Annotated in this window: 9 protein-coding genes and 1 pseudogene; 3 read left to right on the top strand and 7 right to left on the bottom strand. The window is 68.3% G+C overall.

The window, feature by feature from the left end; all coding sequences use genetic code 11:
• Positions 1 to 31 precede the first annotated feature (31 nt).
• Positions 32 to 1,333 (bottom strand): isocitrate lyase, encoded by a 1,302-nt coding sequence (gene aceA, locus HNQ58_RS06595; RefSeq protein WP_183948118.1) that lies wholly within the window; start codon positions 1,331 to 1,333, stop codon positions 32 to 34.
• A gap of 60 nt (positions 1,334 to 1,393) precedes the next feature.
• Positions 1,394 to 3,100 carry a malate synthase A gene (gene aceB / locus HNQ58_RS06600; RefSeq protein ID WP_183948119.1) on the bottom strand — a complete coding sequence of 569 codons (1,707 nt, stop codon included), beginning with the start codon at positions 3,098 to 3,100 and terminating at the stop codon, positions 1,394 to 1,396.
• A gap of 106 nt (positions 3,101 to 3,206) precedes the next feature.
• Between aceB and HNQ58_RS06605 the strand changes: the two genes are divergently transcribed.
• The gene (locus HNQ58_RS06605; RefSeq protein ID WP_183948120.1) at positions 3,207 to 4,205 is read left to right on the top strand and encodes a LysR family transcriptional regulator; all 999 of its coding nucleotides are present in this window, start codon (positions 3,207 to 3,209) and stop codon (positions 4,203 to 4,205) included.
• A 329-nt stretch (positions 4,206 to 4,534) separates the two neighbouring features.
• Here the strand turns inward: HNQ58_RS06605 and HNQ58_RS06610 are convergent, their stop codons facing one another.
• Positions 4,535 to 6,739: a VIT and vWA domain-containing protein gene (locus HNQ58_RS06610; RefSeq protein WP_183948121.1), complete on the bottom strand. Its 2,205-nt coding sequence runs from the start codon at positions 6,737 to 6,739 to the stop codon at positions 4,535 to 4,537.
• Positions 6,729 to 7,151 carry a helix-turn-helix domain-containing protein gene (locus tag HNQ58_RS06615; protein WP_183948122.1) on the bottom strand — a complete coding sequence of 141 codons (423 nt, stop codon included), beginning with the start codon at positions 7,149 to 7,151 and terminating at the stop codon, positions 6,729 to 6,731. The genes HNQ58_RS06610 and HNQ58_RS06615 overlap by 11 nt, the downstream gene beginning before the upstream one ends.
• A 266-nt stretch (positions 7,152 to 7,417) precedes the next feature.
• Between HNQ58_RS06615 and HNQ58_RS06620 the strand changes: the two genes are divergently transcribed.
• Together HNQ58_RS06620 and HNQ58_RS06625 are read left to right on the top strand one after the other, a co-directional pair.
• Complete coding sequence (locus HNQ58_RS06620) at positions 7,418 to 7,804, top strand: TfoX/Sxy family protein (protein WP_221301186.1); 387 nt, start codon at positions 7,418 to 7,420, stop codon at positions 7,802 to 7,804.
• A 31-nt stretch (positions 7,805 to 7,835) separates the two neighbouring features.
• Complete coding sequence (locus HNQ58_RS06625) at positions 7,836 to 8,378, top strand: DUF3617 family protein (RefSeq protein WP_183948123.1); 543 nt, start codon at positions 7,836 to 7,838, stop codon at positions 8,376 to 8,378.
• 299 nt (positions 8,379 to 8,677) lie between these two features.
• Here the strand turns inward: HNQ58_RS06625 and ftsH are convergent, their stop codons facing one another.
• From ftsH to groL, 3 genes and pseudogenes are all read right to left on the bottom strand, one after another.
• Positions 8,678 to 10,516 carry an ATP-dependent zinc metalloprotease FtsH gene (ftsH, locus tag HNQ58_RS06630; protein WP_183948124.1) on the bottom strand — a complete coding sequence of 613 codons (1,839 nt, stop codon included), beginning with the start codon at positions 10,514 to 10,516 and terminating at the stop codon, positions 8,678 to 8,680.
• Positions 10,517 to 10,930: 414 nt separating this feature from the next.
• Positions 10,931 to 11,317: pseudogene (locus tag HNQ58_RS06635) on the bottom strand (IS91 family transposase); the annotation flags it as partial.
• Between the two features lie 293 nt (positions 11,318 to 11,610).
• Entirely contained in the window at positions 11,611 to 13,245 is a 1,635-nt protein-coding gene (groL, locus tag HNQ58_RS06640) for a chaperonin GroEL (RefSeq protein WP_183948125.1), read from the bottom strand.
• Between the last annotated feature and the right edge of the window lie 18 nt (positions 13,246 to 13,263).

A 13,263-nucleotide genomic window follows, 5' to 3' on the forward strand; every position in this document is an offset into this window, starting at 1 on the left:
GACATCCCTCCGCAGCCGGGCTCCCCGGGACTCAGGCGGCCACCGCCGCCCTGTCGCTGTGGAACTGTTCCTCCTCGGTGCTGCCCTTCATCGCCGTGGTCGAGCTCTGGCCACTCTGGATCACCTGGGTGACGACATCGAAATAGCCGGTGCCCACTTCGCGCTGGTGCTTGACCGCGGTGAAGCCGCGCTCGGCGGCGGCGAACTCCTTCTCCTGCAGCTCGACGAAGGCGCTCATCTGGCGGCGGGCATAGCCGTGGGCCAGTTCGAACATGCCGTAGTTGAGGCTGTGGAAACCGGCCAGGGTGATGAACTGGAACTTGTAGCCCATCGCCGCAAGCTCCTTCTGGAACCTGGCAATCGTGGCGTCATCGAGGTTCTTCTTCCAGTTGAAAGAGGGCGAGCAGTTGTAAGCCAGCAGCTTGCCCGGGTACCTGGCATGGATGGCCTCGGCGAAGCGCCGGGCGAAAGCGAGATCGGGCTTGCCGGTCTCACACCACACCAGATCGGCATAGGGCGCATAGGCCAGCCCGCGGCTGATGGCCTGCTCGGCCCCCGGACGCACCTTGAAGAAGCCCTCCACCGTGCGCTCACCGGTGCAGAAGGGCTTGTCGTTGTCGTCGATGTCGGAGGTGAGCAGGTCGGCCGCTTCGGCATCGGTACGGGCGACGATGAGCGTGGGCACGCCCATCACGTCGGCGGCGAGGCGTGCGGCATTGAGCTTTTCGATCGCCTCGCGGGTGGGCACCAGCACCTTGCCGCCCATGTGGCCGCACTTCTTCACCGAGGCGAGCTGGTCCTCGAAGTGCACGCCGGCCGCGCCGGCCTCGATCATCGCCTTCATCAGTTCGAAGGCATTGAGCACACCTCCGAAACCGGCCTCGGCATCGGCCACGATCGGCTGCAGGAAGTCGATGTCGTCCCGCCCTTCCGCATGCTGGATCTGGTCGGCACGCAACAGGGTGTTGTTGATGCGCTTGACCACCTGCGGCACCGAGTTGGCCGGATATAGCGACTGGTCGGGGTACATCTCGCCGGCGAGATTGGCATCGGCCGCCACCTGCCAGCCGCTGAGGTAGATGGCCTTGAGGCCGGCCTTGACCTGCTGCATGGCCTGGTTGCCGGTGAGCGCACCGAGCGCATTGATGAAGTCCTCGGTCTGCAGGTAGCGCCAGAGCTTCTCCGCGCCGAGCCTGGCCAGGCTGTGCTCGACCGGCACGGTGCCGCGCAGACGCACCACGTCCTCGGCGCGGTAGTTGCGGGTGATGCCCTTCCAGCGGGGGTTGGTGGCCCAGTCGCGGGTGATTTCTTCGGCAGTGGGGAGGCGGTTCATGGCGGAGGTCCTTGGCGGGTGGTGAGTGGTGGGAATGGCTGAGAGGAAAGCAGGGGCTGGTCAGACGGCGCGGAGTTCCGGCCCGATCAGTGCCGGATAGGCCACGACGGTGAGGAAAGGCTCGAGGCTGTCGGCATGGGTGAGGCGGTCGAGCAGCGCGATGGCTTCGTCGATGCGCTCGCCACCCGGCAGATTCCGGCGATCGCCGATACGCGAGGGCAGATTGATGAGTGCGCGCTCGAACAGCGCCCAATCCACCGGCGTGCCATCGTCCAGGGCCAGGGGCTCGGCGGCCACACCGCCGCGGGCGGCGATGGCCGGGTAGTGCAGCCATTGCCAGAGCTGGGCGCGGCAGATCTCGGCGGTGGCGGCGTCCTCCATCAGGTGGTGGATCGGCACGCAGCCGTTGCCGGCCAGCCACGCCGCCAGGTAGCGCACGCAGACCTCGACGTTGTTGTCGAAGCCGGCGCGGGTGATGGTGCCGACGCAGGGCTTCAGCAGGTCATCGCGGGTGACATGCACGTCCTCGCGCTTCACGTGCTGCTGGTGCGGTGTGGGCATGTGGGCGTCGAACACTTCGCGGGCCAGCGGGATCAGGGCCGGATGCGCCACCCAGGTACCGTCGTGCCCGGCCATGACCTCGCGCAGCTTGTCGGCGCGCACGCGCTCCATGGCGCGGGCATTGGCCTCATCGTCGCCCTTGATCGGAATCTGCGCCGCCATGCCGCCCATGGCATGGGCGCCGCGGCGGTGGCAGGTCTGGATCAGCAGCTCGGAATAGGCCTTGAGGAAGGGCTGCGACATCGTCACCTGGCCACGCTCCGGCAGCACCCGGTCGCGGTGCCGGCGCAGGGTCTTGAGGTAGCTGAAGATGTAGTCCCAGCGCCCGCAGTTGAGCCCGACGATGCGGCCACGCAGGGCGTGCAGGATCTCGTCCATCTCGAAGACCGCGGGCAGGGTCTCGATCAGCACCGTGACCTTCATCGTGCCGATGTCGAGATCGAGCCGCATCTCCAGGAAGGCCAGCACCTCCTCCCAGAGCTGCGCTTCCTCCATGCACTCCATCTTCGGCAGGTAGAAGTACGGGCCCCGGTCGCGCCAGGCCAGGGCGCGGGCGTTGTGGAAGGCGAAGGTGGCGAGGTCGAACAGCGCGCCCGACATTGGCTGGCCATCGACGGTGACATGCGCCTCGTCGAGGTGCCAGCCGCGCGGACGCACGATCAGCACGGTCTGGCTGGCCGGGTCGAGGGCGTAGCGCTTGCCAGTCTCGGGGGCGGTGTAGGCGAGGATGCCGTCCACCGCGTCGCGCAGGGCGCGCTGGCCGGTGATCTGATTGGTGAAGGACGGCGCGTTGCTGTCCTCGAAATCGGCCATGAAGCAGTTGGCGCCCGAATTCAGGGCGTTGATCACCATCTTCGGATCGACCGGCCCGGTGATCTCCACCCGGCGATCGCGCAGCGCGGCCGGAATCGGCGCCACCGTCCAGCCGCCCTCGCGGATGGCCCGGGTGTCGGCGCGGAAGTCCGGCAGCTCGCCGGCATCGAAGGCCGCCTGGCGGGCCACCCGGGCGGCCAGGCGCTCACGGCGGGCGGGTTCGAACAGACGGTGCAGATCGGTGAGCAGGGCCTGCAGGGCCGGAGTCAGGATGGTCTCCTCACCAGGCACCGGGCGGCCGACGCGGCGGAAACCCTCGGCCGGAACGCGGGCCGGGCTGGAGACAGGCGGAGACTGGCTGGCGCTGGCGGAGGCAGTGGCAGTGGCAGACATGGCGGCTCGCTCATGGAACTGGCTCCACGCTGTTACGCTGCACCTGCTTTTACAAGGCAAATCTTTGGATATTCTTCATAAGATTTTCTAATGCGAGTCCGAAAAGATGGCCAACACGCCGCGAAAACGCAGCCAAAAGTCGGCATCCAAGACGGAGTCCGGGCGCTTCTACTACAAGGGAAGCCGCCTCAAGCCACTCCAGGCCTTCTGCCAGGTGGCCCGCCTGGGCTCGGTCTCGCGGGCCGCCGAGGCTCTGTTCCTGAGCCAGCCGGCCGTCTCCCTGCAGTTGAAGGCACTGGAAAGTCACTACGGCGTTCCGCTGCTGGAACGCGTGGGCCGGCGGCTCTCGCTGACCCGGGAAGGCGAAGCGCTCTACGACCTCGTCCGTCCCCTGCTGGAGGGCTTCGAGAGCCTGGACGAGGCCTTCCGCAACAGCCAGCAGGGCCTGGACGGCGGAGAAGTGAACATCGCGGCCGGCAGCTCCACCTTGCTGCACCTGCTACCGGCAACATTGGCCGCTTTCCGCCGTCAGCGTCCCGAGGTCCGGGTGCACTTGCACAGCGTCACCGGCCGGGCCGGGCTGGAGAAACTCCGCGCTGACGAGGTCGATTTCGCCGTGGGGGCGATGTGGGAGGTGCCCAACGACATCGACTACGCCCCGTTGCAACGCTTCGACGCCATGCTGATCACCGCCCCCGGGCACCCGCTGGCGAAGAAGGCGAACCCGACGCTCGAAGACCTCTCGCCCTATGGCCTGATTCTGCCGCCGAAGCAGCTCTCCACCTGGCGCATGGTGACCACCGCCTTCGAGCAGCGCCGCCTGCCCTACCGCGTGGCCATCGAGGTCGGCGGCTGGGAAGTGATCAAGCAATACGTGGCCCAGGACCTCGGCATCGCCATCGTCTCGGCGTTATGCCTCACCGAGGCCGACAAAGGGCGCCTCGTCGCCAGGCCGATGCGCGAGTACTTCCCCTCGCGCAGCTACGGCGTGCTGGTGCGCAAGGGCAAGGTCCTGTCGAGCCCGGCACGCGCCTTCGTCGACCTCATCAAGCCTGGCCTGTTCCAGCGCAAGGACTGGTTCGAGGCCGGGCATTCGGAGCGCTGATCCGGGCGAGGGCCGGCGCCCGGAAGCGGCGCACATTGCGCTGGCCGAAGCCATGGCAGGCGGAGGGCCACCGCCACCCGTTCAGGTGCAGCCCCCCACCCCCCAGTTACGAGTTACGCCCCCGATTTCGGTCCCTCGATTTCCTTGGACACGCGCTGCGGGATCCTGGCCTCGAGAGGAGCGTCCGGGATCAAGCCCGGAAAGGTCGAGCTGGAGAAGGAGCGCGGCCGCTGGCCGACGAAGTCCGGGCGTGAGCCGGTGCCGAGGCGGCTGCGCGGCGAGGGTTTCAGCCAGTACGGCCATGGGACTGTCTCCCGGCATTGGGATGCTCAGGTTTCGATCAGGCTCTGAAGCCGTTCGCGCAGCTCGGCGAGCTCGTGGTCCGCCCGCCCGCCGTAGCCGGCGAGCAGGAGGGCTGTGGCAATGGCGTCCTGCATGCCGGTATCGACCGGGACACCCAGATCCAGCCCAGTCAGGGCGTCGAGCAGGGCCAGCCAGTCCGCGTCGGACTCCACCCACAGGCCTTCCCGCAACAGCCACTCGAAAACCTCGTGCAGCGTATCCGGCAACTGGGCGAGCAGGGTTGTGCGGCTCAGGTCGGGCTGGGTTTTCTCCAGCGCAGCCAGGACGGCAGCCTGCAGCGCCAGCAGGGCCTGCCGGATCGACTCCGGCCCTGGTGCCGGCGGCAGGGCCGGCTCGTCCGGCAGTGGAGCGGATTCGTCGACGTGGGCCTCGCCCAACAAATCCAGGGCGCTGAAATGAACCGCACTGAAACTGGTGGCGTCCGTACACAGCGCCGACGCAGCCGCGTCAGGCATGAGCACCCGCCCCGATGCAGCCGCCGCTGCCATGCCGCGGCTCAGCATCTGCGGCTGCGGGCGGATCGCGGGCAGTTCCTCGAAGCGCTCGCCATCGGCGCGGCGCCTGACCAGGATGGCGGAGGTGAACGGCGTGAGCAGGCGGTAGCGCAGGGCCAGTTCGCGCTGCTGCCCCTCGTCGTTGGTGGCGCGGTAGCGGGCAAGGCCGAGCAGGGCGAGCCGGTCGGGGCTGGCTTCGACCGGGGTCAGGGCGAACCTCAGCGGCTCGTTCCACAGCGCGCAGCTGGCGCGCACCTGGGTTGCGGGGGCAGGAAGCGCCAGCTGCAGCCCGACCGCATCGCCGCCATAGGCCAGGGCGCTGGCCTCGACCGGGCCAGCCTCGGTCTCGAACTGGAAATGCACCGTCAGCGGCGACGACTGGCGCATGCGCCGCAGCTGGCTCAGCACGGCCCCGGCGATGGCCTCGCCCGGCATCACCTGCTCGAGCTGGCCCCGGGTGCGCGTCGCGAGCGGTTCGAGGGTTTCGAGGCTGGCGCTCGATCCCACCGCGACCACGAACACGCGCACGCCCTCGTCGATGGCGCGCTGCAGGGCGTGTTCGATGTCGTGCGGCTGGATCGCGCCGTCGGTGACCAGGAAGATTGCCTGCGCGCAGGCGGGGTCGCGGGTCAGGGCGAGGTCATCGAGGGCGCGGCCCAGCGCCTTGCCCATCTCGGTGCCGCCGAGGTCGGCCTGAACCGTGGCGGCCAGCTCGGACAGGGAGCGACGCACCGCCTCGCCGACGCGGATCGGACGCCGCAGCAGGGCATGCACGTCGCTGCCGAAGCGCATCACCTGCAGGCGGTCGTTCTCGTCCAGGGCCTGGGCCACGGCTTCCAGCGCGGCGCGGCAGCCGAGGATGGCATCGCCGGCCATCGAGCCGGAGCAGTCCAGCAGCAGGATGGTCTGCAGCGGCTTCTGCGCTTCGTCTGGCGCCGGCGGCAGCAGCACCTGCACGCGTGCGCCGGCAGCATCGCCGTCGGGAAAGCACTCGCCCACGGGCGGCAGCGCGGCATCCAGGCCGAACTCGACCACCACGTCGCCATCCAGCCAGGCATCGATCAGGGCCAGCTCGGCCACCTCGCCGCGACGCTCGAAGCGGGCCGGATGCGAGACGCAGGCCAGGCTGGCGCCGGCGAGGAAACCCTCCACCCGCAGCCGGGCCGAGAGCGCGTATTCGACACCGGCGTCGTGCACCGGCTCGTCCAGTTCGTCCAGATCCCAGGCGCCATAGCGCGGACGCAGGTTCATCGGCAGGCGCAGGCGCAGACGCCGCTCCAGCACGGTCAGCGGCAGGGCATAGCGCAGCGTAAAACGCGCTTCCTCACCCGGGCCGACATTGCCGAGGCTGGCCTGCAGAAGGCCCGGCGCGAGCTGGCGCAGCAGCAGGGCGCTGTCGCCGTCGGAGATCGCATCGTCGTAGCGGCGCAACGCGTCGCGCGCTTCGATCACCTCGGCCTCGATGGTTTCGCCGCCGATCTCGGCCGACAGGCCGAGGAAGGCCGCCGACCGCGGCATCGGGAAGGTGAACAGGGCCTCGATGGCCTTGGGTTCGGCATTGCGGAAGCTGTAACTCACCGCGACCACGGCATCGAGGCCGCGCACGGTCACGTCCAGGTGCGCGCGCTCCAGCGCCTGGCGCGGGGCGGCGGCTGCGGGCAGGGATTCAATCGCCATGATCGGGGTTCTCCTGGTCGGAAGGGGAGCGGGCGAGGTCGGCGTAGGCCGCCTGCACCGCGCGGAACAGCTGGCGTACCTGATCGGAGCTGAGCCCGGCGCGCTCGGGCGCGATGGCCAATTCGACGCCATCGGCGATGAGCAGATGTGAGCGCACCTCCATGCCGCTGGGCCGCAGCGTGCTGCGCGGCGGCTCGCTGCGCGCCGCCAGCAGCTCGGCGATGCCCTCCAGCGACAGCCCGGCCTCGCGCCACTGGCGGATGCGCAGCAGCTGCTCCAGGTGCCGCGGGGTGTAGTAGGCACCGCGCTTCTCGCCCTCGGGCCGGTCCACCAGGCCCTTCTGGATGTAGAAGCGCACGCTGCGCTCCGGCACGCCGGACTGTTCGCTGAGTTGGGTGAGGGTAAGTCGCATAACAGACACTATATCCGACACCAGCGATGATGTAAATGGCAACCCCGCTGCGCGGCGAAAGCTCCGTGCTCCGCGACTGGGCCTCAGTACCGGCCCTTCGCGGCTGGCCGATCGAGGAGAACACCGGCGCGCCCTCGGCAGCGCCCCACAGCGGGGACAGGGCCAGCAGGGCGAAAGCCCGCAGGCGCGCGATCGGCCGGAATGGAGGGCGCAGGCGCGCCAGCCATCACAGGGCGGCGACCGGCAGCGCCACGCCGATCAGCGGCATGCCGACCACATCGATGCCGCGCCGCCTGCCCGGCGAGCTTGCCGGCGGCCGGCGCGTGGCACGCGACGAGGGCTTCGTCAGCTGGTGCGTCGAGCTGCTGGCGCCGCTGGGGGCGATGCACGCCAAGCGCATGTTCGGCGGCCATGGCCTTTGCCCCGATGGGCTGTTCGTCGCCATCATCGCCAACGAGGTGCTGTACCTGAAGGCCGGCGCCGAGACAGCGCCAGGGCATAGGGGATTCAAACACCCTGTTCAGCCAGTCCCTGCTGGCCAACGGCCTGTACAGCGTCCGACCCGCCCAGCGGGGAATCAAGAGCGCGGCCAAAACCACTGGCTTCATCACGATGGAGGGCTTGAGCCACTCACTCCGGGGTACATTGCCTGAGCGGGGGAGCAACATCCGCGACGGCAGCCTGATGATCACCCTGCCGGGGGATGGCTGTGCGCTCACCGGACGCGAGACCAGCCGTACCCGACGAACCGACCCGGATCACCGTTCGAACTTGTCCAAGGAGTCCGACATGCGCATCGCCCTTACGCTTGCCGCCGCCCTCGCCACCACCGCCCAGATCAGCGCGACCGCGCAGGCAGACGACAGCACCCGCTTCGTCCCGGGCATCTGGGAAATCAGGGTCCACAGCCGGATCACGGGCCCGATCGAGTTGGATGACGTCGTGGAAGAGAGCGCCGAGTGCCTGGCCAGTGCGGAGGAGTTGATGGGCAGCAACATGGGCGACGACTGCACCATCACCGGTCGCGAGGTCGGCAGCGAGGGCGGCTGGGCCACCTTCAACTGCACCTACGACACGGACGGGATGCACTCGAAGGCCACCGGCCGCATGGATGTCGTGTTCAAGGGCGAGCACAGCGACGGCACGATGTCGATGCGCATGAGCACGCCGCTGGGCGACCTGGACGTCGACGGCAGCATCACCGCGCGCCGCGTCAACGACTGCTGAACCCGCCTTCCGCCACGGTGCTGGGCAGCAGTCAGGCCGGCACGCCCATGCAGTAGAACAGCAGGCCCAGCGCGACGATGGCCTGCAGCACCGACGTCTGGCGCCAGGCCAGCATCAGCACCAACACCGATAAGACGTTGGTGAACCAGCGGCGAAAAAAAAAACGATCGGGGGCGGGACGGGGGTGGGCAGGACGGCATGGCAAAACGGCACGCAGGGCGCGTCCAAGAAGGGCGCACCGGGCTGGAGGCGAATCGTGGCAGCGGATCGGACGGGCCCTGTGGGCGGGCCGCCGATCCTCACGTCGCCACCGATACCGCGTCGGGCGCACGCATCCCTTGGGTCAGGGCGCGAATCTCGTCCTCTTCCAGCGTCTCGCGTTCCAGCAGCGCCTGCGCACTGCGCTCCAGTATGTCGCGATTGTGCTCAAGAATGGCCATCGCGCGTTCGAACGCCCCCATCACGATGGCACGGATGGCGGCATCGATGCGCGTCTGCGTCGACTCGGCGACACGGCACCCCCCGGCGACCTGTTCCGGCACGTCCAGAAAACGCGGGCGCTGTGCCTCGAAGGCGATATAGCCCAGGTCTTCATCCATCCCGTAACGGGTCACCATGTCGCGCGCGATGTCGGTCGCTCGCGCCAGATCGTCGGCGGCACCGGTCGACAGCTCGCCGAACACCAGCTTTTCCGCCGCACGCCCCCCGAGCAGCACGGCGATCTTGTGCTCCAACTCGCGGCGCCGCATCAAAAACCGGTCTTCGGTCGGGCGTTGCAGGGTGTAGCCCAGCGCGCCCACGCCACGCGGCACGATGGATATCTTGTGCACCGGATCCGACCCCGGCAGTGCCAGCGCCACCAAGGCATGACCCATCTCGTGGTAGGCCACGGTGCGGCGCTCGGCCTCGTTGAGCACGCGGTTGCGCCGCTCCAGACCCGCGACGATGCGTTCGAACGCCGCAGTCAGGTCGGCCATCCCCACGGCGTCGGCCTTGCGGCGGGTAGCCGCCAGCGCCGCTTCGTTGATCAGGTTGGCCAGATCGGCCCCCGAAAACCCGGTGGTCAATCCCGCCACCCGCTCCAGATCGACGTCGGGCGCCAGCCGTACCTTGCGCGCATGCACGCGCAGGATCGCCAGCCGCCCTTTCTTGTCCGGCCGGTCGACCAGCACCTGGCGGTCGAACCGCCCGGCGCGCAGCAGCGCCGGGTCCAGAATCTCGGGCCGGTTGGTCGCCGCCAGAATGATCAACCCCACCGAGCTGTCGAAGCCGTCCATTTCGGTCAGCAGCTGGTTGAGGGTTTGCTCGCGCTCGTCGTGCCCTCCCACCCAGCCACCCGCGCCCCGGGCGCGTCCCAGCGCGTCCAGTTCGTCGATGAAGATGATGGCCGGCGCCTTGGCGCGCGCCTGCTCGAACAGGTCACGCACGCGCGCTGCGCCCACCCCCACGAACATCTCGACGAACTCCGAGCCCGAGATGGAGAAGAACGGCACCCCGGCCTCCCCCGCCACGGCCTTGGCCATCAGAGTCTTGCCAGTGCCGGGCGGCCCCACCAGCAACACGCCTTTCGGGATACGCGCTCCCAGCCGACCATACTCCTGCGGGTGTTTCAGAAAGTCCACCACCTCGGCCAGCTCGGCCTTGGCCTCGTCCACCCCGGCCACGTCGTCGAAGCGCACGCCGGTGTTCTGTTCCACGTACACCTTGGCGCGGCTCTTGCCGATGCTCATGAAGCCGCCCATGCCCTGCTTTTCGGCGAACTTGCGGAACAGGAAGAACCACACCCCAAAAAACACCAGCGCCGGCAGCACCCAGGACAGCACGTCGCGCAGCAATGTGCTTTCCACCACGCGGGTGTAGGGCACATCGTACGGCGCCAGGCGCTCGGCCAGGTCGGGTTCGACCCGGTTGGCCACGATGACCGTCTTGCCGCGCGTGTCGGGCGTCTTCAGCCGCCCGGTGAGGGTGCGGTCGCCCACCAGCACCTCGGCCACACGCCCCTCGCGCAGTGCCTGTTCGAACTCGCTGTACGGCACCGGCTGCACCCTGGTCGCGGCCTGCCACCAGTTCTGCAGCACCAGCAACAACACGAACGCCACCAGCCAGTAACTGGCATTCCACGTCTTTTGCTTGTCCATCAGGGGCCTCCGCTCACGCCGCGCGCACCAGGTGATAGGCCAATTCAGCACGCAGGTGCTGCATCTCTTCGCTGAGACCGGCCACCAGCGCGGCCAGCACCGGCTCGGTATCGAACCAGCGCACGAGGATATAGGAAATTCAAACGCCCTTTTCGGGCGCTGGCTTCGGGCAGCTGGCGGGCAGGTGTCAGGTCACGGCCGCACAGGCGCCAGCTGGGGCCAGCATCGGAGGTCCGCGCGTGGGATTCCGGCTTCGCGGAGCGGCGCAGCGGCGCAGTCCCGCGGCATTTCTCACCGATTCCCGGCAGCGGGCCGAGCGCAGCCCTGCGGGTTGTGGCCGCGTCGTGGCGTCTTCCGGTTTTCGCCCTGGGTTTTTCGACTGAGCCTTGGACAGGCTCCGTGGCCGGCGAGGACTCACGCGGCCGCCGCAGCCAGCGCGCGCGCTGCAGGCCGGTAATGCGCTCGCTCCAGCGCGCCGTGTTTCTGGAAGTGGGCGAGGATGGCGCATGGCGGCGGGTTCCTCGATGCTGGCGACGATCCGTACCGTACCGCCACAGTGGACGCAGGGGGTGACGTCGAGGGAAAAGACCCGATTGAGACGTTGCGCCAGTTCATCGCACAGTGCTCCTGCTGGTGACTGCGCGGCTCGTCGATCGCACGGACCTCCGCCGCTGCGGCATCGGTCGCAGGCCGCTTGCCCCGCCCCGACGGCATCAGCTGTGCACGCGACTTCGCGTTTGCCGCAAAGATGCCGTGGAACCGGGTGAGATGCGCGCGGTACGCCTGCACCAGCGCGTACAGCAGCGTGCGCTCGGGCGCGGGGCGGGCGTGACGCGGATCGGGTCTGGCGGCCGGCAGTGGTGCGCACACCTCTACCTGCCGCCGGGATGCGGCAAGGCGCGGCACAAAGCGCTCCGATGCCCGGACGGCTGCTCAGGGTTGCGTCCGTGATCCGTCGTTCCCATCGGCGGTTTCTGCTTGTCGAATCAGCCGTTGCCGCGGCGCGAGCCAGAGCTTTACGCCTCGGACGCCATGAAGCACGAAGCCCGGCACTGGGCCGGGCTTCGTGGACAGACTCGACGGTGCGGCGTGGATCAGAAGTCCATGTCGCCCATGCCGCCCGGACCGCCGTGGGCGTGCTTGTCTTCCTTCTTCGGCAGTTCGGCCACCATGGCTTCGGTGGTGATCATCAGGCCGGCGATGGAAGCCGCGTTCTGCAGCGCGGTGCGGGTGACCTTGGTCGGATCCAGGATGCCCATCTCGACCATGTCGCCGAACTCGCCGGTCGCGGCGTTGTAGCCGAAGTTGCCCTGGCCGTCCTTGACCTTGTTGACGATCACGCTCGGCTCCTCGCCGGCATTGGCGACGATCTCGCGCAGCGGCGCCTCCATCGCGCGCAGGGCGATGGCGATGCCGTGGTTCTGGTCCTCGTTGGCACCCTTCAGGTTCTCGATGGCCGCCTTGGCACGCAGCAGGGCCACGCCACCACCCGGCACCACGCCTTCCTCGACCGCCGCACGGGTGGCGTGCAGGGCGTCCTCGACGCGGGCCTTCTTCTCCTTCATCTCGACCTCGGTGGCAGCACCCACCTTGATCACGGCCACGCCACCGGCCAGCTTGGCCACGCGCTCCTGCAGCTTCTCGCGGTCGTAGTCGGAGGTGGTCTCCTCGATCTGCGCCTTGATCTGCTTGATGCGAGCCTGGATGGCTTCGGCTTCGCCGGCGCCGTCGATGATGGTGGTGTTCTCCTTGGAGACCACGACCTTCTTGGCGCGACCCAGATCCTTGATGGTGGCCTTCTCGAGCTGCAGGCCGACCTCTTCGGAGATCACGGTGCCGCCGGTCAGGATCGCCATGTCTTCCAGCATCGCCTTGCGACGGTCGCCGAAGCCCGGGGCCTTGACGGCGCAGACCTTGACGATGCCGCGGATGGTGTTGACGACCAGGGTCGCCAGCGCCTCACCCTCGACTTCCTCGGCCACGATCAGCAGCGGCTTGCCGGCCTTGGCCACGCCTTCCAGCACCGGCAGCAGGTCGCGCACGTTGGAGATCTTCTTGTCATGCAGCAGGATGAACGGGTCTTCCAGCTCGGCCGACATCGACTGCTGGTTGTTGATGAAGTACGGGCTCAGGTAGCCGCGGTCGAACTGCATGCCCTCGACCACGTCGAGTTCATTCTCCAGGCCCGAGCCTTCCTCGACGGTGATCACGCCTTCCTTGCCGACCTTCTTCATCGCCTCGGCGATGATGTTGCCGATCGACTCGTCGCTGTTCGCCGAAATGGTGCCGACCTGGGCGATGGCCTTGTCGTCGGCGGTGGGCTTGGAGAGCTTCTTGAGCTCGGCGACGGCGGCGGCGACCGCCTTGTCGATGCCGCGCTTGAGGTCCATCGGATTGAAGCCGGCGGCGACCGCCTTCATGCCCTCGCGGATCAGCGCCTGCGCCAGCACGGTGGCGGTGGTGGTGCCGTCACCGGCATTGTCGGAGGTCTTGGAGGCGACCTCCTTGACCATCTGCGCGCCCATGTTCTCGAACTTGTCGGACAGCTCGATCTCCTTGGCGACGGACACGCCGTCCTTGGTGATCGTGGGGGCGCCGAAGCTCTTCTCGAGCACGACGTTGCGGCCCTTCGGGCCGAGGGTCGCCTTGACGGCATTGGCGAGGATGTTCACGCCGCGGACCATGCGGGCGCGGGCGTCTTCACCGAAACGGATTTCTTTGGCAGCCATGGCTGTTACCTCAAAGAC

This window comes from Rehaibacterium terrae, assembly GCF_014202935.1.
In the GTDB taxonomy this organism is placed as follows: domain Bacteria; phylum Pseudomonadota; class Gammaproteobacteria; order Xanthomonadales; family Xanthomonadaceae; genus Rehaibacterium; species Rehaibacterium terrae.

What these genes read in the sequence shown, in the direction of transcription:
- aceA (WP_183948118.1), bottom strand. Translation starts at nt 1,333, where the DNA reads ATGAACCGCCTCCCCACTGCCGAAGAAATCACCCGCGACTGGGCCACC.
- aceB (WP_183948119.1), bottom strand. Translation starts at nt 3,100, where the DNA reads ATGTCTGCCACTGCCACTGCCTCCGCCAGCGCCAGCCAGTCTCCGCCT.
- HNQ58_RS06605 (WP_183948120.1), top strand. Translation starts at nt 3,207, where the DNA reads ATGGCCAACACGCCGCGAAAACGCAGCCAAAAGTCGGCATCCAAGACG.
- HNQ58_RS06610 (WP_183948121.1), bottom strand. Translation starts at nt 6,739, where the DNA reads ATGGCGATTGAATCCCTGCCCGCAGCCGCCGCCCCGCGCCAGGCGCTG.
- HNQ58_RS06615 (WP_183948122.1), bottom strand. Translation starts at nt 7,151, where the DNA reads ATGCGACTTACCCTCACCCAACTCAGCGAACAGTCCGGCGTGCCGGAG.
- HNQ58_RS06620 (WP_221301186.1), top strand. Translation starts at nt 7,418, where the DNA reads ATGCCGACCACATCGATGCCGCGCCGCCTGCCCGGCGAGCTTGCCGGC.
- HNQ58_RS06625 (WP_183948123.1), top strand. Translation starts at nt 7,836, where the DNA reads ATGATCACCCTGCCGGGGGATGGCTGTGCGCTCACCGGACGCGAGACC.
- ftsH (WP_183948124.1), bottom strand. Translation starts at nt 10,516, where the DNA reads ATGGACAAGCAAAAGACGTGGAATGCCAGTTACTGGCTGGTGGCGTTC.
- groL (WP_183948125.1), bottom strand. Translation starts at nt 13,245, where the DNA reads ATGGCTGCCAAAGAAATCCGTTTCGGTGAAGACGCCCGCGCCCGCATG.